The organism is Streptomyces sp. NPDC090045, assembly GCF_044747975.1.
GTDB lineage: Bacteria > Actinomycetota > Actinomycetes > Streptomycetales > Streptomycetaceae > Streptomyces.
The window spans coordinates 1-22,154 of sequence record NZ_JBIVFA010000033.1; the positions used below are offsets into that span (position 1 = coordinate 1).

A 22,154-nucleotide genomic window follows, 5' to 3' on the forward strand; every position below is an offset into this window, starting at 1 on the left:
GACTGCGGCTTCTCACCGTTCGCCGACGACACGTCCACCTCCCGCGACCTGGCCTTCGCCAAGATCGAAGCACGCGTACGAGGAACCGCCCTGGCCTCCCTGGTGCTGGGCTTTTCACTTGACGTGCAGTAGGAAACTTGCACGTACGGCGCACTCAAACGGTCAACGCATCACCGCTGTTCAGGAGGCCAGCGTAGACCTCGGCCGGTGATCGGTAACCAAGGATATTGCGGGGGCGGTGGTTGAGTTCCTCGGCAATCTCGTCCAGGTCGGCTTGGCTGAGCTTGCGGAGGTCCGCGCCCTTGGGCAGGTACTGCCTCAGGAGTTGGTTTGTGTTCTCGTTGATTCCGCGCTGCCAGGGGCTGCGGGGCTTGCAGAAATAGACGGGAACACCCGTGGCCGCGGTGGAGTTTCGATGCTCGGCCATTTCCCGGCCTCGGTCCCAGGTCAGGGAACGCCGCAGCTGCGTCGGGATGCCGAGGATCGAAAAACGGGTGAGGTGCGGTCGGACCTGTTGGGCCTTGATGCCGTCCGGGAGAGCGACGAGAGCTGTGTAGCGGCTGGTCCGCTCGACCAGAGTTCCGATGGCGGACGGGCGTGTGCCCATGACGAGGTCGCCCTCCCAGTGGCCGGCGATCGCCCGGTCCTCGATCTCGGCCGGGCGGGCACTGATCGGCACCATGTCGCGGATGATTCCGCGCCCAGACGGCTTCCGAGCGCCCTTGGGCTGGTGGATAGGGCGGCCCGTCCGAAGAGCCCTGATCGACTGCCGAGAACCCGTAGTCACGCACGTGCACCTCCATGACGACGTGATCATCTATGGGTGATGCGTTGACCGTTTGAGTGCGCCTACCGTTTCTCGTGAGGCGGGCACGCGTCCCCTCCGCCAAGAACGCCTTCAGTGTCCCCGGCGAGGGCGTCGGGGTTGTCGTGGTGCGGCACATGACCCGGCCGGGAAACGACACTGTGGCGTGCACCCAGTTGCCGGGTCAGTTCACGCGTGCGGTCCATCGGGGCCAGCGGGTTCTCCGCGCTGCCCACCACCTGCGTCCGGACGCGGTCGGCTCGCAGCCCGACGACGAGATCAGGTCCGGCGGCTGGGTGCACTCCAGGTGCTCGAGGCTCATCAGGTGGCTGCGTGCAAGCCGCTGCTGGCTCACGGTGCGCTGCTCGTCGGCCAAGTCGCCGCCGAGGTGCACGGGCTTGCGGGCGCACGCCGTCGTGATCGCGACGACCAGGTGGGTGGCCAGCGCACCCACACCGTTGGCGGCGGCGTCGAGGACGGGTCTCGTTCAGGCCGCACAGGTACACGGCGAAGAGCCGGTGTCCCGCCTCGGCCAGGCGGTGCATCAGCGCGAGGAAGTCCTCCTTGGCGCCCCCGCTTCGGACACCAGCGCCACTCTGCTGCGTTTCCAGTGAGGGTCGGACAGACCCCGCGACGGATCTCCACGCGGAGAGCGGACGTGCGGAGCAGGCATCAGCAAGGGGACGACCGTCCTCGCATCTGCCTGCCCGCCGTCGGATTGGCCATGAGAGTCGAGCGCTGCGCACATGCGTGCCCTCCTTCGAAGGCGGCTCGGGGAAGATTACAGGGGCTTCCGGAACCGGGGACGATTGGCAGCGGCTCAGGGGCGCAGAATCCGGCATCCCACCAAGCCCGTACGGCCCGACTGCGTGTCGATGTGGCACAGGAGTTGGGCCAGGTGCTCCAGCCAGTGGGCATGCGCGAGGGGGCCCGCTGGCACCGCCTCGAAGCCCAGCGCCTCCACCCATGCGCAGACCAGTCGCTGCGCCGACGGATCGTCCACGGCGACGGGTACGCTCGGTCGGCGCCAGTCCCCGCCAGGCACGGGTGCAAGCCCTCTGAGGGCTTTGGCCGAGACCGTGTTCAGCGCTTTCGCCACGCGCGCCCGGGGAAGGCGCCGAGCCAGCAACTCCGCCTCGCTCGTCGCCCAGGACCTGTGCGGTGCCGGCATGTCCCGCCGTCGCATCGCGGGGTTGGAAAGCTCCAGCACCACCTTGCCAACCAGCACTGGTTCCAGCTGCTCGGCCACCTGCCGCAACGGCTCACCCGGCGGCACCGCGAGCACCACGAGGTCGGCCGCCTCCGCAGCGTCCCGCGGCGCCATTTGCACCACCTGCGGTGGTACACCGGGGCGTCTGCGACGGTGCTCGCGCACCCCAGCCAGGACGTAAAGGCCCTGCCGCAGCGCGGCGTGCAACAGGGCGGACCCCATAACTCCGCACCCCACCACGGCGGTGCACGCTGGCAGCGGCGACGCCGCAGCGGCGTCGCGACCGGGGCGGCAGTCCGCTTCAGACACTCCGGGCCACCGCCAGGACGGTTTCCCGCTCGTAAGGGCGCAGTGCCTCGGCGAGCTCCTCGGGCGCGTCCACCGGCTCCATTCCCTCGGCGGTCCGCCGCATGCAGGCGATGGTCTGCTCGCCCCGGGCCATCAGCTGAGCCGTCCCGCCCTGGAGCCGGTAGTAGTCGAAGAGCATGGTGACCTTGTTCGCCTCGCGTGCGCCGAGCGACATCCGCACCTCCACCTGGTCGCCGGCATAGAGCTCGGCGAGGAAGTCACAGCGACTGGAGACGGTCACCATGGCGAAGTCCTCATGCAGGGCTCTGAGTACCCCTGGCGCTCGCTCGGCCAGGAAGTGCTCGCGGCAGTGCCCCTGCCACCGGAAGTAGTTACTGAAGTACACGTTTCCGACGAGGTTCGTCTCTTCCAGCATCACCAGATGCCGGTGGTCGTACGTCGTGCGCTGCCACATGTGTGCCTCCTGCTCCTGTCATGACGGCAACGGCGATGACCGCGCCCGGCCCGTCGCCGGTGCCCGCCTCCCATTCATCCGCGCCGTCGGGTGCCAGTCGGGCCGGGAGCACCATGGTCGCGATGAGCGAACGCCCGCTCCGAAAGCGGACCCAGTCGTCCTCGAAGACCCCGTCTACCGTCACCGGCGCGGTGGGGCCGCACCCCGCCTTGCCGCCGCACTCGGCCACTGCCCACAACCGTGCCGCGATGGCGTGGTCCGGTTCGTCCAGCGCCAGACGCAGCTGCGTCCACAGGCTTGCGTAGGGGGCGCCGAGCGCCGAGCGCACCCCGTCCGCCTCTTCAGGGGCGAGCCGCTGCCAGTCCACAGCGACACCAGCCGGGGCCGTGGCCGTCAGGGTCAGCGGACTGCAGTGGCTGCGCGAGGTTCCGTACGGTGGCCGCAACGGGGGGACGGTGCGTTCGTTCGATGTGGTCGCCTCGATGCCGAGCGTCAGGGCGGGGTCCAGGCCGAGCGCGAGCGCACCCCGTTCGAGGTGCACCGCGAGCAGCGGTCGGGTCCAGCGCTCCCGGCGCGGCAGCCGGCCCACATCCAGTAGCCGCAGACGGCGCCAGCGGACCAGGACTCGCCCGTCCGCGTCCAGGGCGTCGAGGTCCCATTCGTATGCGCCCCCTCCGGACCAGCGCTCCCGGGCATGCACAGTGACGTCGCAGTCCGCGCCCGACGAGCCCTGGTCCGCGATCTGGAACTCCGCGCAGGCCACGGGCAGCAGCCGTCGGCCCGGGACACAGGCCTGCAACGCGTGAATGGTCGCGTCGTTGCGCCCGGGGCTGCCCAGGAGCAGACTCTGGGCGGGTTGCCCGGCGAACCAGTCCACCTCGGCGGCCGAGCGCAGCCGGGCCCTGACCTGCCGGGCCCGCAGGCCGTGGAGGCTCTCGACCCGCCGGAAGCGACCGGTGTGGAAGTAGAGCGGCCCGTAGAGGTCCGCGGCCGGGACCTCGGGGTCGTCGTCGGTCACCGGCGGCAGCGAAGGCGCGCCGTCCGTCGGCTCCGCCTCGCTTTCGCCGTCCGCCAGCGGGAACACGGCACGGAAGTGGTCCGCCCGGAACGCCGTCTCGTCGCTGCGCAGGGCCACGGTGACGGCGCCGTCCTCGGCGAGCGCGCACAGCCGCACGGTCCGTGTGGCACCCGCCGCCACCGTGACGGGCTGGTCGAACGTCACCTCACGGCAGCGGCGCAGCGGCCGGCCCGCCAGTACGGAGGCTGCCTGGGCCATCGCTTCCAGCCCGACGACGGCGGGCAGCACGGGCAGCCCGTCGACGCGGTGGTCGCGCAGATACGGGTCGGTGGCCTCGGTCAGCTCGTTGTCCACAACGAGTTCCACGCCCGGGTAGTGGATGCGCGGACGGGCAAGGAACCGGGCCGCGTGGCCGGACGCGTCTGCGGGCAGCGCGCGCGGTGGCAGTCCCATGCGCCCGTGCACGGCCACCGCCACGGGCAGGCCCCGTGCTGCGGCCAGCCGAACCAGCAGGTCCAATCCGTGCTCGACTGGGATGGGCGTGACGTCGTTGCGGGTCAACCGATCCAGCACACCGAGCCGTTCACCCATGCCCACGCCAGCCCACACCGACCAGTCGAGCACTAGGGTGTGGCATCCGGGCAGGTCGCGGGCCTCGGTCTCGAGCATCTGGCGCAGCAGGCCGTTGGCGAGCGCATAGTGGCACTCGCCCGCCAGTCCGTAGCGGCCGATCACTGAGCCGAATCCGACCAGCAGGCGTAGCCGGCTGCGGTCCACCGCCGCCAGCAGATGGGCGAGCCCTGATGTCTTCGGTGCCAGGTGCGCTCGCACGTCGGCTTCGGTGAGGTCGTCGAAGCGCTGTGGCTGGTTGATTCCGGAGGCGTGCAGCACGGCGGTGATCGGGCCCAGTTGGCGCTCCACCTCGGCGACCGCGCACCCCGTGGCGTGCGGGTCGGTGATGTCCGTCTGCTGGTAGCGGACGGTGGCGCCGAGTTCGGCGAGCAACTGCAGGTTGTGCCGCAGCGCCGCGTCCCGGGCCGGATCACCCCGTCCGAGCAGAGCGAGCGAGACGCCCGTCGTACGGGCGAAGGCGGCGGCGGCCGCGAAGCCCAGACCCTTGCCGCCGCCGCTGACAAGCAGCACGTCCCCAGGGCCGAGCACTGTTTCGGCGGCGGCCGGTTCAGGCAGCGGCACGGCCACCGGCTCGGCACAGGTGCCGTCATCGCGCACCACCAGTTCCCGAAGAACCCCCGGTTCGGCGCCCGCGACGGCGGCGGCTGTCGCCAAGCCCGCCTCGGTCGGCGGAACCCGGAGCATGGTGATGCCGAGCTCCGGGTGTTCCTGGTGCAGACTCCCCGCGAAACCGGACAGGCCCGAACCGTGCGTGACCAAGACGAGCCGACGGTCACCGGCGACGGCCGAGCGGGCCGCGCCGAGGAGCGCGGCGAGCCCTTCCGGCGCCTCCGCGTCTGGGACGTACAGCAGTTCGGCCCGGCCCGTCAGCAGGCCGCCCGGCGGCCGGAGCGCGTCGGTGCCGGGCGCCGCTCCGTGCGGCGCCGCGACGGTGACCCGGCCCGGGCGGTCGGTAGGGCGCCACTCAGGCGCTGCGACGGGACGCAGTTCCTCGGCGAAGCAGCGGATCCAGGGCGCGACACCCGGGACGATCGTCTCCGGCTGGTCGCCGCCCCTGGCTTCGGGAAGCCCGCGCACCACCTCTACGATCTCGGCGAGCGACGCGTCCGCCATGGTCAAGGGAGCGGCCGGGGGCTCGCGGCCGGCCTCGCAGGCGGCCTCGGTAACCAGCTGGGTGACCTTCAGCGACGACAGGTGGAGGTCGCTGAGTAGACGCTGGTCCGGCGTGAGGGCCTCCGGATCGAGTTCCGTGGCCAGGGCCACCAGGCGCAGAACCATGCCGGCGACATCCTCCTCTGACGGTTGCCCGTCGCGCCGTTCGACACCTACGGGCCGCTCGGTGGATGTCGACCCATCTGCCGCGGCCCGCTCAGCAGACACGACCGGGGCGGCCGGGACGGCCGGTTGGGTGGCGGTTCCGGACGCGGGCCGGGCGCAGGGGTTCCCGATGAACACCCGCTGACGCCACGGGTCCAGGGGGCGGCCCTCGCGGCCCTCGAACAGCACCTCGGCCGAGGTGAGGGCACCGCAGGCGAAGAGCGCGGCCGCCGTCTCGGCGCGAGGTCCCTCTCCTCGCGCACCCACGTCCAGGGACACCGTGGGCACGCCGGTGGGGGCGGCGGCCATGGCCGCGAGGGTGTGGCCGGGGCCGATCTCGCAGAACAGGTCTGTCCAGGCGGAGGCCGTGCGGACCGCCTCCCAGAACCGTACCGGCGCGGTCATCTGGGCGACCAGCAGCTCCTGCAGCTCCGTGCCCCCGACGCGGCAGACGCCGCCGCTCACGCTGGAAAGCAGCGTGCCGTGAGGCGTCGCGAATGCGGTGGCGCGGAGCAGGGGCGCGAATTTCTCCGCCGCGGTGTCGACGGCGGGCGAGTGGAAGGCGTGTGCCACGGGCAGCGGCAGCGCGTCGATCCCGCGTTCGGCCGCGCGCCGGGTCAGCGCGGACAGTTCGCCTGCGGGTCCGGCGACCACATGGGCCATTGGCCCGTTGTACGCGGCGACCACCACCGAGGTGCCCCGGCACAGCTCCTCGGCACCAGCGGCGTCGACGGTCAGCGCCAGCATCCCCGTACCGGGAGCGCACAGCTCGGCCATCGTCCGGCCGCGCCGGTCGACCAGTTCCAGGCTCTCCTGCGCGCCAAGGCAGCCCGCCCAGACGAGTGCGGCGTACTCGCCCAGGCTGTGCCCCAGCGCTGCCTCGGCTTGCACGCCCAGCTTCTCGAGCCAGCGCAGACCCGTCAGCGAGGCCCGGTGGACGACCATCTGGGCGGCGGCCGTGCCAGCGGCCGGACCGGGTCCGTCAGCCCTGAGAAGCCCGTTCGCCCCGGCCTCGGCCAGGTCGGCGCCGATCGCGCCCGGGTCGGCGCGCAGCGGTGCCCCCTGGCCGGGGAACAGCAAGGTGACCCGGCCCGGGGAGGCGTTTGCGGTCCACACCCCGGGGCGCCGGGCCAGCGTGCCCGGCGCGGCCTCGGTGAGGGCAGCCGCGGCGGCCTCGGCTCGCAGGGCGAGTTGCTCGGGGGAACCGGCGACCAAGGCGGCGCGCACCGGGCCGGTGTGGGGTGCGCGACCCCATGCGCAGGCGAGGTCGTGCAGTTCCGCGTCGCTCAGCCGCGGGGCCAGCCGCGACAGGCGCCGCAGGCGGTCCGACAACTCCTCGGGGTCGTCCGAGCTGAGCGCGATCAGCTCCTGCTCCGGGTCGGCCCGACGGGCTCGGGGTGGGGCGCAGGGGATGGTGGCCTGTGGGCGCGGTCCCGGGTGCCGTGGCTCGCTCAGCACTACGTGCGCGTTGATGCCGCCGAACCCGAAGGCGCTCACCCCGGCGACGCGCGGCCCGGGCGGCCACTCGGTCTCGTCGGCGAGGATCCGCAGCACCGCGTCCTCGCCGGTGAGTTCGTCACGCGGGCTGTCGCATCCCGTGGTCGGCGGCAGCACGCCGCGGTGCACGCTCAGGCATGCCTTGATCAACCCGGCGAGGCCAGCCGCGGCCTTGGTGTGGCCGATGTTGGCCTTGATCGATCCGAGCGCCGCCGGCCGCGGGGCCCCGGCGCGTAGGGCGCACAATGCCTGCAACTCGACCGCGTCGCCCACCGCCGTGCCGGTTCCGTGGCCCTCCAGCAGCCCGGTGACGGCTGGGTCGACACCCGCGTGCGCGTAGGCCCGGCGCAGCGCCAGGAGCTGACCCCGCTGGTCGGGGCGAGTGATGCCGCCCGCGCCGTCAGAGGAGATACCCCATCCTCGGATCTCCGCGTAGACCGGCATCCCCGCGGCGGCCGCGTCCCGGCTGCGCATCAGGGCGACGACCCCGCATCCCTCGCCGGGCAGGAAGCCGGTGGCCTCCCTGTCGTAGATCCTCATCCGCTCCTCGGCCAGCGCGCCGAGCCGTGCGAACCCAACGAGTTCGAACGGGTCGAGGCTGATGTCCACGCCGCCGGCCAGCACCAGGTCGGCGCTGCCCTCGCGCAGCCGCCCACAGGCGGTGGTCACGGCGAGCAGCGAGGAGGCGCAGGCACCGTCCACTGTGAACCCGCCGCCGTGGAAGTCGAACTGGTTGCAGATCCGGCCCGCGATGGTGCTGGCGAGGCCGCCGGCCAGGAACTCGTCGTCGGGGGCAGGGAACGGCTCCAGGTAGCGCTCCGCGGTGTGGGACAGCACCTTCTCGCGTTGCGCCGGGTCGAGTCCCTCCTCCGTCAAGACGCCGTCGAGCACGGCCCGCACGTACGGCCAGCGCAGCCGCATGGTGCGGGCGCGGGTGACCTCGCCGGTGAGGGTGTTGCCCATGACCACCGCGACACGGTCGCGCTCGAGGCCGGCGCCGCCGGGGACCCCGGCGTCCTCCAGCGCGCGGGCTGCGGTCTCCAGCGCCAGCCAGTGCGCGGGGTCCGCGGCCCGGTGTACGGCGCCGGGGACGCGGAAGGCGTCCCGGTCGAAGTGCCAGCCCTCCAGCACGGCAGCCCTGGTCCCATAGATGCCGTCCGGGGCGCGGCGTGTCGGGTCGTTGTAGTCCTCGAGGGCGAAGCGTTCCGCGGGCAGCCGCCGGAACGCGCGCCGCTTGCGCAGGACGAGGTCCCACAGCTGTGCGGGATCGTCGGCATCGGGGTAGCGGCAGGCCATCCCCACGACGGCGATGCCGTCGTGGGAAGCCGCGCAGTCGTACGGGGACAACGGCAACTCTCCTTAAGGCCTGTCAGGACGTGCCACTCGGGGACAGGCTCAGGACACGTCGGCGGTACCGGCATCGGTGCCGGAAGTGGCCGTGGAACGGGTGTCCTGGGCATCCCCCCGTCCGGCCTCGTGGCGCGGGGCCGGGATGCTGCGGTCGCGGAGCGCCGCAAGCAGGGCCAACAGCGTCGCGCGAAGTACACAGGCGATGACCAGCGCGAAGAACAGGCCGAAGACGACGTGCAACTGCACGAGCATGCCGTACGCGGCGGCGACGGTCGCGCCAAAGACGACCTGGTTGCGTGCCCGCCACGGTGAGGTGCCCGGGTCGGTGATCATGTAGTTGGTGAACAGTACGAAGGCTGCGCCGGTCATCGGCAGCAGGGCGCTGACGGTGGAGATATCGGTGAACGCCCCCCGGAGCAGTGCCTGCGCCGCGAAGCCGCCCACCCAGCCGAGGATCAGTGGCAGTTTTCCGGTCAGCTTGCCGTTGAGCAGGGTCCCCAGGACCAGGACGACGATCGTTGGCACTGCGTCGATCCAGCCTGCGAGCCACTCGGTGAACTGGTACGGCGGCGCGATGCCCACCCAGGGGAAAAGCAGCAGCACCACGACGATGCCCGTGTTGCTGGGGTTGAGTACATGCCGGGCTGCACCGTTGACCTTCACCCGGACCAGGTACTTGCTGGCGACGGCGACCACCGCAGCCAGCAGGGTCGGCCAGAGACGGCTGCTGGAGTACAGCAGCATCGCGCAGGCTAGGCCGCCGATATAGGCGGGCAGCAGGAAGTCGGCCACCTCGCCTGCGCATCCGCGAAAGCGGGGGGTGCGCTGCTTCCCCCAGGCGTCGATCGCCTCCAGCAGCAGCTCGGTGGTCACCGCGGCCAAGACGGCGAAGACGGGCATGGCGTAGGCCTGTTCGAAGCCCAGCACGGTGTGGCCAAGCACGGTCGCCGCGGTGATCGACGCGGCGAAACGACGCAGCGCCTTGCTGCGGCGGCAGGCGGCCTCGTCCTTGAGACCGGCCCCCGACGCGGGTACCCCGTGGGGCGCGGCGCCGTACGCGGAGTCGGCGGTGTGGGTGCGTGCCATCGTCATGCGGGGACCTCCGGGCGCTTGTCGTCGGCGGCGAGCACGAGGTCGTGCCAGCCCGGCCGCATGGTTTCGGTGCGCTCGTGCCGGACGCCGGCGGTGTCCCGCCAGGAGATGTCCACCCGCAGTGGGCCGGCCAGCTTCTGGCCTCCCAGGCCAAACAGCAGATCGGGAGCGGCCACTCCGCCGTGCCCGTTGGCGGGGTACACCTGCTGCTGCGTGATCCGCCCGTCGGGCAGCCGCAGCCGGGCGACGGCACCGATGGCTGGCGTGGTCGCCCCGGCCGGGCCCACCGGCAACCGCAGGCGCATGCCGAGGAACGGCGCGGCCTGGGACCGGTTGCGGTACAACACCGACTGTCCCCACTGGTTGGCGGCGACGAAGTCGAGCCGCCCGTCGCCGTCGACGTCACCGACCGCGAACCCGCGGGTGACGGCGGTGGAAGCCACCCCGGCCTGCTTGGCCACATCCACGTAGCGGCCCTGCGGGAGACGGGCGAAGAACGTGTTGGGGTCATGGCCGGACAGGTCGTCCCCCGGCTTGACATCAGGCCACAGTTCGGGGTGGCGCAGGATCAGGTCGTTGGACATTGCCGCCTCCTGCAGTTGCGCCCAGCGGTCGGTCCGGCCCGCGACGAACCCGGTGGCGTGCATCACCTGCGGATAGCCGGAGTTGTCGAAGTCGGCGGCGACCAGGTCCCAGGTCCAGCCGGAACGGGCAAGGCCCATGCCCTCACTGTGGTCGTCGTACGGGGCCTCACCGCGGTGCAGCAGCCGCTGTAGCCACTCGCCGGAGGCGGTGGGCCGGAAGACGAAGTTGCTCTCCTGAAGCCCGTAGGGCTCGGTGATGTTGCCGACCAGGATCGACGGTGTGCCGCTGCGGTCCAGGTCAGCGAAGGCGACCCCCATGCCCTTGAACGAGTCCTTGCCCAGCACCTTGGACTTGGGGGTGGTGAAGTGGCGCGTGCCCACGGCGAGACGGAACTTTGGGGCGCCGGGGCGGGACTCGTTGACCAGCAGCCGGTCTGGGGCGAAGTCGTTGGCCTGGTAGAGATCGGGCCGCCCGTCGCCGTCGAGGTCCTGGGTGCCCAGGGCCAGGGTCCAGCCGTACAGCGGCCGGGGACCGAAGGCATCGGGCACTTCTGCGAAGTGGGCGTAGGGCGTGCTGCCCGAGCGTGCGCCGGTGAACCGGAAGAAGCGCAGTGTGCCCCCGTTGTGCGCGTCGGACATCGAGGACGGCATCTGCAGCGAGGACTGCCGGGCGGTGGGGTCGAGGACCCGTGCCCCGTCGGCGAAGTAGTTCCCCACCACCAGGTCCGGGTGACCGTCACCGTCGAAGTCGCCCAGGGTCATGGCGTTGGTGTTCCACACCGGGTGGCCGGGAACCAGTTCCTGCGGCACGAAGGCGGCGCGGGAGGGCGTGACAGCGGAGGCGCGCAGGAAGAGCACGGGCGAGCGGCCCCAGTAGTAGACCACCAGGTCCTGCCAGCCGTCCTGGTTCAGATCAGCTGGCATGCAGCCCATCGGGGCCGCGTACGACGGCATGGACAGGCCCCTCGCCTCGAGGATGAAGGGGCGGTAACGCTTCCTGGTGCCGGGCGCGGGTTGGACGGTGACGGTGTCCGTGCGGGGGTCGACCAGGCACACGTCGTGGGAGACCGTCCCGCCGTCCGCGGCGAAGAGCCCCGCGCCCGCTCCGACCGTGGAGATCCACGACCGGATGTGGCTGAAAGCCGGCGCCACGGGGCGCACCTGGCGGTCGCCCGGCCGGTCGGGGTCGTTCAGCGGGTGGGCGGTGAAGTGGAAGTGTGCGGCCGTCTCCGCCCGGTCGGTCGCAGGAACCGCGTCCGGGGCCGCCAAACAGAAGGCCGTAAGACAGCAGCAGAGCGCCGCGGCCTTGGCAGCATGCGCCCTCAGAGAGCGGGCGAGCGAGTTCATCGGCTCCTCCGGGAGCGGGGCGCGGCCGTTTCGGTATCAGTGGTCGGGGAGCCCTCCACGGGCTGCTGCGTGGCACCATCGGACGGGTCGGAGGCGTGGTGATCCGCCCACAGCCGCCTGATCCCGGTCCGCCACTGGCGGTAGTGATCTCCGGTGCGGGGGGCGGGGCCAAGGCTCACGAGTGCGGTGTGAGTCCAGTCGGCCGCAGTCTGCGCGGGCACCCCGGTGAGAGCCACCGCCGCAGTGCCGCAGTGCTCGGGAAGGGGCTTACGGGCACGCAGCCGGGCCGCGCAGGCGAAGGCGGCGCCTTGGGCGAGGTGGGCCCGATGGTCACCCGCCGCCTCGACCAGCGCGCGCAGTTCGTCCTGGTCATCGCCTCCCGCGTACACCGCAGCGAGACCGATGCCGCTCCACAGGTCCGCCCGCCGCCACGGCGGGAACTCGGCCACCCGCAGGCCCAGCGCTTCGGGTTCGGCGCACTCGTGGAACCACAGGCACCGCCCGAGCCCCTGGTCCCGCACCGCACGCTGCGCTGGGTCGAGGCCCCGTTCTACCCGCTGCCCCGCCACGACCCGGTCCGAGTCAAAGAACCCTTGATAGAAGCCGAATCCGTCCCAGGCGAGCCAGTGGAGCAGGGGCTCACCGGCACGCAGTCCGCGCCAGGGGTGCAGGCGCAGTCTGCCGAATGCCCAGCCGGCACCCACATGGATCAGATGCGGATAGTCGGCGCCGGGTCCCTCAAGGAGTTCCCGCACTCGGCGTCCGTGGGACAGGGTGAGCAGATCGAGCAGCGCGCAACCCATGCCCGCGCCTTCGAAAGCGAAACCCCGGAATCCCTCTGGGAGACTGTCAAGTGCTGTGCCGAGTGCGTCCGTGTTCCGGGCATACACCGAGTGGTTGAATCCTTCGAGAAATGCTCTTCCAGAATCTTCCAGCCGCTTACGTGCCGGACCAGAGCGGAGCCTGAACCGGCGCACTCCGAAATCGACTTGTTGCATGTCCTGCTGCAGCAACCGGACAGCACGTGAACGCAGACCGCCGCAGGTTACTGGCGATGTTCCAGCCCCTGGGGCCAAGAACGACACGATTGATTCCCCTCCAGCACTTCATCAATTCCGACTAAAGTCTCGGGGTAACCCGGCGTTATCTTGATCCGCCGAAAGGGTACAACTGACCAGCCCTGCATCCAAACAGGTGAATCGCACCCTTTGGTCGCCGGTCAACCGCGTAGAACCCCGAAAATGACGACGGTGAACTATTCCGTCGCGGCGCGAGAACGTTCCGCCCGCACCAGCCGAAGAGGGTCGTGATGCAGGAGAACCTTCTGATCGAAATCATCATTGCTCTGGTCGTCATGGTTCTGTTCGGTGCGAAGCGGCTCCCGGACACCGCGCGCTCCCTCGGAAGGTCGCTGCGCATCCTCAAGGCCGAGCCGCGCGTCGGCAGCGAAGAGGCGGCACAGGAGGCGTCATCCACGTCGGCCGAGCCCCCAGTTCTCAGTTGGCGCCGGTCCGAGAGGTGGGGGTCCGTGGGCATGCGCGGTGGGGCTGTCGGATGAGCGGCGGCCGAGGTGGCGCGGCGCACGGCGATGACAGGACGGGAGGACCCGTCGCCTTCGCTCGGCCGAGTTGGTTCTGGTGCGGCGTCCTGCTGTGCCTTGCGGGTGCGCTGGGCCATCTGCCGATGTACGAGCACCTCGCCCACCCATCGGGACATTCCCGCCCCATGTCGGGCAGTGCCTGGGGCTCGCCCATGATGATCACCATGATGGTCGGGATGGTTTTCATCCTGGCCGGGGTGGCGGCGTGCGTCTACGGAATCGTCGGCCTGCGTCGGGCGCCCGGCGACTACAAGCCGGGGCCGCTCCGGGTGAGTTTCGCCGACGACGTGCCGCTGACGCGAGCACACTGGGCGCTGACGGTCGTGATGGTGCTCGCCGTGGCCATCGACGTCATGAAGCCCCTGTCGCTGAGTTTTGTCGTACCGGGCATGGCCCAGGAATACGGGTTGCGTTCGCCGGTCCATCCGCACGGCAGCCTTCCCGTCGCGCTGCTGCCGCTCTCCGGGATCAGTGGAACCGTCATCGGCTCCTTCCTGTGGGGTCGATTCGGCGACCGAATCGGCCGCCGCCCCTCCATCATCCTGGCCGCTGTCGTCTTTCTCACGACCTCCGTGTGTGGAGCCATGCCGCAGTTCTGGATGAACCTCGTGATGTGCTTCCTGATGGGGCTGGGCGCGGGCGGCATGCTTCCGCTCCTCTTCACCCTGCTGACGGAGACCGTGCCGACCCGTCAGCGTGGCTGGCTCGTCGTTCTCGTCGGCGGCGTCGGGACTGCTGGCGGCTACGTGCTGACCAGTTGGGCGGCGTCACTGCTGGTGCCGCACTTCGGCTGGCGAGTGCTGTGGCTGCTCGGACTCCCCACGGGCCTCCTCCTGCTGCTGCTCAACCGCTGGATCCCGGAATCCGCACGCTTTCTTGCCGCCTGCGGACGACCCGCCGACGCTGAGGCCGTGCTTGCACGCTACGGCGCCCGGTTGGTCTCCGCCCAGCCTCCGGCAGACGCCCCCGCGGCCTCCGCCCACGACGGTTACCTGCGGCTGCTGCTGACGCCCTACGCCAGAGCCAGTCTCCCTTTGGTGGTGTTCGCCCTCGGGATCGGCCTGGTGACCCATGGCTTCCAGTTGTGGATCCCGTCCGACCTCCAGCGCCTGGGCTTCTCCGAGCTGACCGCCGACACCACCCTGCGGGACTCGGCACTGCTGGGACTGCCCTTCAACCTCGTCATCGCTTGGCTGTACGGACGGTGGAGCAGCAAGGCAACACTCGTGCTCCTCGGCACCTGCACCGCGGTCTCGATGATGACGCTGGCAGCGGTGGGTGACCGGATCGCCGTGCACCCGCTGCCGTTGCACCTGCTGCTCGCCGTGCCCATCTGGTCAGCCGGTTCGGCCGTCGCGGTGCTCAGTGCCTATACCGCCGAGGTGTACCCGACGGCGATTCGCTCGCAGGCTTCGGGGCTCACAGCAGCGGTCACCAAGGTCGGCGGCGTGCTGATGATCGCGGTGGTCGTGGCGGCCGTGGCCCCGCCGTCTCTTCGCACCACCGCCCTGCTCGGCGCGGTGACGGTCGCCCTCGCCACCGTCGCGATCGCCCTCTCGGGCGTGGAGACCCGTTCACGATCCCTGGAGGAGATCTCCACCTCGGCCCTGGAAGGCAACGCCTCCGCATCCGCCTGAGCGTGATCGCATGCGCTGCCCGGACCTTCGCCGAGGACCAGCGCTCTCGACTCCGCCCACGTCGCTTCCATGACGACCCCATGGCACCGAGTACGCACAGCTTCCGTCATCCCCCACCTCCTCCTTGAGGACCTCGATCAACGACGTGCTCGCCAAGCCGATCGCTCTCTGAGATCACCAGGACACTTCCAGGGCACATACTGATCCGAAACACTTTGGGTTGGGGTTCATTGACGGTGTGTCAATGCTCTGGTGGGAGATGCGCGGGCCTGGTCGCCCTGATGCGCAGGAGGCCGCGCGGTTGCTGGCGGTGTCCGCGCTGGTGGAGGGCCGGGACCGGGCAGGAGACCTGGCCGACGATCCGGGCCAGGGCGAAGGGGGAGAACGGCGAATTCCTCTTCGCTGACCAGGTCGGGATCTGCTCGGACCAGGTCACCGGCCGAACCTGGGGCGCCAAGGGTACGACTCCCATCGTCCGCCGGACCGGGAACCGGTTCTTCGTGAATGCGATGTCCGCGATCAGCACCCGCGGGCGGATGCACTTCATGGTCTTCACCGAGTCGTTCGACGCGGAGGTCATGTACCGCTTCCTCGCCCGGCTTGTCGGGCACTTCGACCGGAAAGATACACCTGATCGTCGATCGGCACTCAGCCCACCGCTCGAAGACTATCCGGGACTGGCTCGCCAGCCACCAGGACCAGATCGAGCTGCACTTCCTGCCCTCGTACTCACCCGAGCTGAACCCCGACAAGCTGGTCAACGCCGGCCTCAAACGCAGCATGCCCACACCCACCGGGTCAGGAAGCAGGCTGAACTGGCCGCCGAAACCCGCAGATTCTTCCACAGACGCCAGTGTCGACCACACATCGTCTGCGGCTACTTCGGCGGCACGCACGTCCGCTACGTGCTGGACGAGAACCCTTTGAGTTTCTGATCAAAACTGCGCAGACAGCGAGAACGGTGACCACGTCGACGATCCGCCCGAAGACGCCCTGTTCGAGCTGATCGGTGAGCTCAACGACACCGACAACACGTTCGTTGTCATCCAGCCCGACCAGGACGATCCTGCCTAGTTCGCCTCCGTGGCCCTTCTGGACGAAGGTGGATACGAGAGCGTCCGTCGCGACACCACCCGCCGCGAACACCACCTGACCACCGAGAGCAGCATCGACCAGATCGCGGGCGACCACATCAAGTGGCTGGCCGCCCGTGACTTCCCCAAGACGGCCTAGCCTAGCGGCTGGACAAGCCCAGCCGGGTGTGAGATAGCAGAGTCGGGTTCTCATCGACGAAGGGGGAGGGCTTTGCAATGAGCCGAACACGCGCGTGCCCAAGAGTGCTGATAGTCGGGGCGGGCCTGGCTGGCACCGCCACGGCGATTCGACTGCTCCGCTTCGCGCGCAGGTCACTCGAAATCGTCCTTCTGGAGCGGCGTTCCGACTACAGGTCCGCTGGCGTCGCCTACCACCGGGCGGGCAACCCCTGGGACCATGTGTTCAACATCCAGGCGGGTCGCATGTCGGTGTTCCGGGAGGACGATCTCGACTTCGTCCGGTGGGCCAACTTTGAGGCAGACCGGCGGGACTGGCCAGCGCAGTGGGCCGAGTACGAGTTCGTCGAGCAGGGGCCGGCGCCACGACGGATCTTCCAGGACTACCTGATCGAGCGGCTGGCCGAGGCCAGGCGGGAAGCCTGTCCCGGCGTCGTACTCGTCGAAGTGGACGGCGAGGCGGTCGACATGGAAGTACATTCAGCAGGAATTGATGTGACGATATGCCAGCTGTCGGCGAGCCGGCTCGGGGTCGAGCGGGGCCCAGAACCGATTCTGCTGTTCGCCGAACACGTCGTTCTCGCGACTGGTCTCGAACTCAGGGAACCGCCTTTCGCCGCCGAGGTGCTCAGGCACCCGTCCTTCGTGCGGAACCCGTACTCCGCGGCCGGCGTCCGCAAGCTCGTGGCACTCCCATCCGAAGCAACCGTCGCGATCGTCGGATCCGTTCTGAGCGCATATGACTCGGCGGGCCTTCTGCTGCGCCAGGGCCACACAGGAAGGATCCACCTGATCTCCAGGACCGGGACGATGTTCCGGACGTACCCGGCAGGCCACGAGCACGGGGTATTGCAACTGGCCTGCCCGAAGGCACTGCTGGAGCCGTACCAGAATCGGGAGGAGTTCCTGGCCCGGGTTCGGTCCGAGTGGGAGGCGGCGTGCTCGACGGTCGCTCGGGATCACCCCGGAGTTCACCCGGCGGTGATAGCGGAGCGGGTGGCCAAGGCGTGGGAGCCGCATCTTCCCAAGGCCATTGAGCGGATTCGCTCTGCGGAACTGCGACGCCTGCTAGACGAGTTCGGTACTGCGATAGCCGCGTTCCGGGTCGGCGTGGTGGAGTACACGATGGCGATCATCGAGCGCGCGATGCACCCCGCAGACGGGCTGTTGAAACTCGTCGTCGGCAAAGTGGAGCGGATCACGCCAACGGAGTCTGGGCGGTTGGTCGTCTCGGTCGAGACCTCCAAGCAGAGGCACGCTATCGAGGCCGACCTGGTGGTATCCAACTTCGGCAGAGAGTGGGACTACAGCAGGGTTGGCCAGCCGCTTTGGAGGAATCTCCTCCGGAAGAGGATCGCGGTACCCCATGAGCGCACCGGGCGTGGCTTGGAGGTCGACGAACGGGGCACGCTACTGGGTCCCGACAGGGAGCCAGTAGGCCCGGTCTCCGCGGTCGGTGTGCTGAGAGAGGGCGACGAGCTCGTGCGTAACGGCCGAACCGGTGCCTTCGCCTTCAATCTCGCTTCCATCAAGAACCAGTCAATCGGGGTCGCCGCGTACGTTGTCGAGCAACTGGAACTACATGAAGACGGGTTGGCTCAAAGCCTTGCTCGATTCCACAGCGGTGTTATCAGTATGGAGGAATCGGCCCGGGGTGGATTCGAGAGGGCCGTGGTTCTGGAGGTGAGGAGGTTGGCCACGCGTACTCGAAGTGAGCGGGAACTGTTCGATTCCAAATTGGACGCCTCTATCAAGTCCATGGGTGAATTCCCGACCCTTCCGAAGGATGGTTCCCGGCTCGACCACCTGATGAGGGTGGTCGTGAACCGGACCGCCGTCGAACGACTCACCGACGTCACCGTGACACCACGCCAACTGCGTCGACAACTGGGGATAGCGAACGCCGAAGACCTCGGAGAATAGTATTCCCGTGGTTTTGCAATCTTGGGTTGGACCCAGATGGGATTGGGTACACCCACCGCGTGATCATCGGGGGTTATGTGAACTCTGGGGGTCGTGAGGTGGCCCGTAGGTCATAGCGCAGACCCTGCCCGCCGACGGGCGATCTTCGACCAGCCCATGGCCCGGATCGCGGGACGGTCCGGCCGAGCGCTCCGAGCGCGGACCGGCCCGCCGAGCCACACAACCCCGACAGCACCAGCGATCCGATCACGCTGACAATCTCAAAGATACGCCACCTGCTCGGCGCTGCCTTCAATGCACCCGCCATAACAGCTGCAAGACTGCTGCACTGGTCCATCTGACGCCGACGTCGCCGGGCAACAGCCCGTCGCAGCTACTCCGACGACGGTCCGCCGATGAACCGGCTGGATAGACCACGAAACCGGTGGAGTGACTAGTTGAATGGGCGACGGATTCAGGGATTCCTTTTGGCCGGTGGTGTACAGAGTGTGCTACGAGGCACCTGCAACCGGACAAGAACTCCACTCGAGGGATCCATCCTCGTCGCCCCTGGTCTTGACGCGGGTCTGTACGACGCGATCGTGACGGCGCGGGCGGTCGTCTGCAGTTCGGGGGGGCTAACCGGCCACATGCAGTCCCTCTGTCGTGGTAGGGGAATTCCCGTGCTCCGCGTCGACCAAGCAGATCTCGCTGACCTGGCCGGCGAAGTGACGCTGGACCTCGAGAGCCAATCGATCGTCATCGGTTCCAACGCGAGGACCGAGGCTTCGGGGTCGTGGGTCGGAAGCCCTTCGCTGGACGATCTCGGCTCGGCGTGTGCAGTCATCGCGGACCTGCAGGACATCCACACGATCAACTGGTACAGCCCCAACGCGGAGCGGGTCGACTCCTTCTTCATCCGGGAGGAGTTCCTCTGCATGGCGGCAGCCCTGCGGCCACTGGACTCCTTGAACGGTGGCCCTGCCGACATTGCGGTCTACGGGCAGGCCGTCGCGGACCGGCTGTGCACCTTCGTTGACGCACTCCTGCCTGACCAGCGACTGGTCCTGAGGCTTCTCGACCTCCGCTCCGACCACGCGGCTGCTATCACCGAGCTGGCCCCAGTGGCGGTCGAACCGAACCCCGAGCTCGGCCTGCACGGCACTCGCTGGCTGCTGGGCTCGACCGCCTACCGGGACGCGCTGCACGCCGCGCTCGGGTCCCTGCGCAATCGGCTTGGTGAGGATGCGGGCCGAGTACACCTCTCGGTTCCGTTTCTCAACGATGAGAGAGAATTCGCCCAGCTCAGGACGCACCTTGAGGTGCCGTGGGACGTGCCCTTGTCCGCGTTCATCGAGACACCCGCAGCGGTGCACGCCACCGCGGCGATTTGCGCCGAGGGCGCCAGCGAACTGTTCGTCGGCACGAAGGACCTTGTGCAGCTCTACCTCGCTGCGGACCGGACCAACCACCTGGTGGCCGATTCCTACCAGCCCCGGCACCCCGCCGTCCTGGACGGAGTGCGCAGGGTGGTGGAGTCCGCGCATGCCGCAGGTACCCCGGTGAGGGTGTTCGCGTTGGGTGCGGATCTCGTTCACTACCTGGAACGCCTGCCGACGCCGGACGGCTTCATGATGTGTACCGCCGAACTCCAGCAGGTGCTCCTTCAGGGGCAACCTTGATATGAGGCTGATCCTTGGAGTGGACACCCTGACAACGGAACTTGAAGGTCCAGGAAGGGGTGTCGAGGTGGGACGCCGGCCTCCCTATCCGTCGGAGTTTCGGAAGGACGTCGTCGCGTTGTACGGAGCCGGCGGTGGCAGGCGCACGTACGCGGTGGTGGCCGCGGAGCTCGGGATCACCGGGGAGACGCTGAGTACGTGGGTCCGCCAGAACACTGCCCAGCACCCCTCCGAGCACCGCATGGACGGGGCCGGCCAGAGTCCCGCTCAGCAGGAAGCCGGAGGAAGGAAACGGCATCCCTTGAGGTTTTCCCGTTGTGCGGGAGTGGCTTCCCAATGGAGAAGTCAACCTTCGTGAGTCGGTTCCACTAACCGAGCCGTCCCTGACGGATGGTCTGCACGGCGAGCACTGGGTTCATGGGTTCGATGAGTTGTTCAGCGGCGACAGCCACAAGGTGGGCTGGGGCATCGGCCTGCAGCAACGCACTCACGTACTCGAGGGCCTGCGATGGAGAAAGCATCGGCAGCCTCCGGCGCAGGATGCGTACCGCTTGCATGCGCCCACGTACGGCGGCAGCTTCGCGTATCTCATCGTGTAGATCGTCCACAGGGGTGCGGACGGCCAGCCCACGGATGCGAACGCGGTAGTCAGCCTCCCAGGCTCCCTCAATCTCGGAGACCGCTCCAATTTGGTGCAGCCCTCCGTCGAGGCGGTCCACCAGGTAGGGGCCGTGACCGACCAGCATCGCGGCGGGATTCCGGGTGCGCGCGTATTCCTCGGACTGCCAGTAGACCTTCCAGACCAGCTCGTGTTCCTCTACATGCAGCACTGTTGTGGGCACCGGGGCCACGCCCCGAGCCGCCCACTTCTGGTCCTCGCGGTCCAGCTCTTCCTCGACGATACGAACCGCGGTCTCTCGCTCGATCACGCGTGCAGCATCCACGATGGATCCGATGCTGACCAGCAAGTTTCTGGGCCCGCAGTGACAAGTCCCATCGTCGCGACAACGGCTAGCTGGCCGGCTCGGGTGCTACGACGTCGTAGAGGCGCCGGTCACGGATCAGAGCCCACAAGACGTTGATACGGCGGCGGGCGAGGGCGATCACAGCCTGGGTGTGGCGTTTGCCCTCGGCTCGTTTGCGGTCGTAGAAGGTCCGGGAGTTGGGGTCGTAGCGGACGCTGGTCAGGGCAGACATGTAGAAGACACGCTGAAGACCGCGGTGGTAGTGGCGGGGACAGTGCAGGTTGCCGCTCTTCTTCCCCGAGTCGTGCGGCGCCGGCGCAAGGCCGGCGAACGCGGCGAGCCGGTCTGGGGTCGCGAAGAAGGTGAGATCGCTGCCGACTCCGGCGAGGAACTCGGCGCCGAGGAGCGGTCCGATGCCGGGCATGCTCGTGATGATCTCCGCGAGATCGTGGGCGCGGAAACGGTCCTCGATGAGCCGGTCTATCTCCGCGACCTTGTCGTTCAACACCCGCACGTCAGCGGCGAGGGTCCGCACCAGCTGGGCGATCACCATCTCGCCGGGGACGACGGTGTGCTGCTGTTCGGCGGCCTCGACTGCCGTCGTCGCGAGCTCCTCCGGCGTGCGGACGCCTCGAGCGCGGAGCCAGCGGGTCAGACGGGTGGTGCCCATACGGCGGATCGCGGCTGGCGTCTGATAGCCGTCGAGGAGGATGAGCGGGCCGGTGCTGGTGAGGACGAGAGCGCGTTCGAGGGCGGGGAACATGCCGGTCAGCGTGGAGCGCAGGCGGTTGATGGCCCGGGTGCGGTCACGGACGAGGTCCGTGCGGCGGTTCGTGAGGATCTTCAGCTCGATGGTGGCCTCGTCAGCGGGTCGCATCGGCTTGAGGTCCCGGCGGATGCGGGCCTGGTCAGCGATCACGAGTGCGTCGCGGGCGTCGGTCTTGCCCTCGCCGCGATATCCGTCGCTGGCCCGATTGACGACCCGGCCGGGGATGTAGAGGAGCTCCTGGTCATGGCCGGTGAGCAGAGCCAGGAGGAGTGCAGGCTCGCCGCCGGCCATGTCGACCGCCCACGTGACGTGGCCTCCCAGAGCGAGGGCGTCTTGGAGGAGCTGGAGTAACTCAGGCTCTCCGTTCGGCACCCGACGGGACAGCAGTTTCGCGCCGTCCTGGTCGATGGTGACGCAGTGGTGGTGGGTCTTGCCGCTGTCGATTCCGGCCCAGATCCGGTTCATCGTGCTCCAGACGATCGTGCGTGCAGGTCTGCCGCAGACGACCTCGCCGGCATGGCCTTACGCAGCGATCGTTGTCGCACTTCCCAATCTGGCGGCCGGGTCGTCGTGGGGCGCCGGGCGGCCAAGCCACTGCAGCCACGGACGGCAGCCAACTAGTACTGCAACGGTGTTTGGCGTGACTGGTAGCCAGGCTGGTCGTTGGTCAGGTTATGGGTGGGCTCTTTGGTGATGTGAGGGTGTGGGCGGC

Annotated in this window: 14 protein-coding genes and 2 pseudogenes; 6 read left to right on the plus strand and 10 right to left on the minus strand. The window is 69.1% G+C overall.

All coding sequences use genetic code 11. The annotated features are described in order from the left end of the window. Positions 1-154 precede the first annotated feature (154 nt). The 8 genes from ACIPYQ_RS40865 to ACIPYQ_RS40900 all read right to left on the minus strand — a co-directional run bounded on the left by ACIPYQ_RS40865 (position 155) and on the right by ACIPYQ_RS40900 (position 12,701). Positions 155-817, minus strand: coding sequence for an IS30 family transposase (locus tag ACIPYQ_RS40865; protein WP_401259736.1), 663 nt, complete (start codon positions 815-817; stop codon positions 155-157). A gap of 172 nt (positions 818-989) precedes the next feature. Then, positions 990-1,259, minus strand: coding sequence for a hypothetical protein (locus ACIPYQ_RS40870; protein ID WP_401259737.1), 270 nt, complete (start codon positions 1,257-1,259; stop codon positions 990-992). Positions 1,260-1,625: 366 nt separating this feature from the next. Continuing rightward, on the minus strand, positions 1,626-2,324 hold the full coding sequence (locus ACIPYQ_RS40875) for an NADPH-dependent F420 reductase (protein ID WP_401259739.1): 699 nt from the start codon (positions 2,322-2,324) through the stop codon (positions 1,626-1,628). Further along, a complete protein-coding gene (locus ACIPYQ_RS40880; RefSeq protein ID WP_401259740.1) occupies positions 2,317-2,778 on the minus strand; it encodes an acyl-CoA thioesterase in 462 nt (153 codons plus the stop codon). Before ACIPYQ_RS40880 ends, ACIPYQ_RS40875 begins: the two co-directional genes overlap by 8 nt. After that, complete coding sequence (locus ACIPYQ_RS40885; protein ID WP_401259742.1) at positions 2,696-8,590, minus strand: SDR family NAD(P)-dependent oxidoreductase; 5,895 nt, start codon at positions 8,588-8,590, stop codon at positions 2,696-2,698. The genes ACIPYQ_RS40880 and ACIPYQ_RS40885 overlap by 83 nt, the downstream gene beginning before the upstream one ends. A gap of 48 nt (positions 8,591-8,638) precedes the next feature. Beyond that, entirely contained in the window at positions 8,639-9,685 is a 1,047-nt protein-coding gene (locus tag ACIPYQ_RS40890) for an enediyne biosynthesis protein UnbU (RefSeq protein ID WP_401259744.1), read from the minus strand. Next, a complete protein-coding gene (locus tag ACIPYQ_RS40895; RefSeq protein WP_401259745.1) occupies positions 9,682-11,538 on the minus strand; it encodes an FG-GAP repeat domain-containing protein in 1,857 nt (618 codons plus the stop codon). Before ACIPYQ_RS40895 ends, ACIPYQ_RS40890 begins: the two co-directional genes overlap by 4 nt. A gap of 74 nt (positions 11,539-11,612) precedes the next feature. After that, positions 11,613-12,701, minus strand: coding sequence for a DUF1702 family protein (locus tag ACIPYQ_RS40900; RefSeq protein WP_401259746.1), 1,089 nt, complete (start codon positions 12,699-12,701; stop codon positions 11,613-11,615). A 224-nt stretch (positions 12,702-12,925) separates the two neighbouring features. Between ACIPYQ_RS40900 and ACIPYQ_RS40905 the strand changes: the two genes are divergently transcribed. From ACIPYQ_RS40905 to ACIPYQ_RS40930, 6 genes and pseudogenes are all read left to right on the plus strand, one after another. Beyond that, complete coding sequence (locus ACIPYQ_RS40905; RefSeq protein ID WP_401259748.1) at positions 12,926-13,174, plus strand: twin-arginine translocase TatA/TatE family subunit; 249 nt, start codon at positions 12,926-12,928, stop codon at positions 13,172-13,174. Further along, the gene (locus tag ACIPYQ_RS40910; protein ID WP_401259749.1) at positions 13,171-14,853 is read left to right on the plus strand and encodes an MFS transporter; all 1,683 of its coding nucleotides are present in this window, start codon (positions 13,171-13,173) and stop codon (positions 14,851-14,853) included. Before ACIPYQ_RS40905 ends, ACIPYQ_RS40910 begins: the two co-directional genes overlap by 4 nt. Before the next feature lie 341 nt (positions 14,854-15,194). Then, positions 15,195-15,788: pseudogene (locus ACIPYQ_RS40915) on the plus strand (IS630 family transposase); the annotation flags it as partial. A gap of 10 nt (positions 15,789-15,798) precedes the next feature. Next, positions 15,799-16,086: pseudogene (locus ACIPYQ_RS40920) on the plus strand (hypothetical protein); the annotation flags it as partial. Positions 16,087-16,163: 77 nt separating this feature from the next. Continuing rightward, the gene (locus ACIPYQ_RS40925) at positions 16,164-18,047 is read left to right on the plus strand and encodes an FAD/NAD(P)-binding protein (RefSeq protein ID WP_401259750.1); all 1,884 of its coding nucleotides are present in this window, start codon (positions 16,164-16,166) and stop codon (positions 18,045-18,047) included. A 488-nt stretch (positions 18,048-18,535) separates the two neighbouring features. After that, complete coding sequence (locus ACIPYQ_RS40930; RefSeq protein ID WP_401259751.1) at positions 18,536-19,708, plus strand: putative PEP-binding protein; 1,173 nt, start codon at positions 18,536-18,538, stop codon at positions 19,706-19,708. Positions 19,709-20,076: 368 nt separating this feature from the next. Here ACIPYQ_RS40930 and ACIPYQ_RS40935 read toward each other — a convergent pair whose 3' ends face one another. Together ACIPYQ_RS40935 and ACIPYQ_RS40940 are read right to left on the minus strand one after the other, a co-directional pair. Then, the gene (locus ACIPYQ_RS40935; RefSeq protein WP_401259752.1) at positions 20,077-20,637 is read right to left on the minus strand and encodes a YrhB domain-containing protein; all 561 of its coding nucleotides are present in this window, start codon (positions 20,635-20,637) and stop codon (positions 20,077-20,079) included. Positions 20,638-20,719: 82 nt separating this feature from the next. After that, entirely contained in the window at positions 20,720-21,907 is a 1,188-nt protein-coding gene (locus ACIPYQ_RS40940; RefSeq protein ID WP_401259754.1) for an IS110 family transposase, read from the minus strand. Positions 21,908-22,154 lie beyond the last annotated feature (247 nt).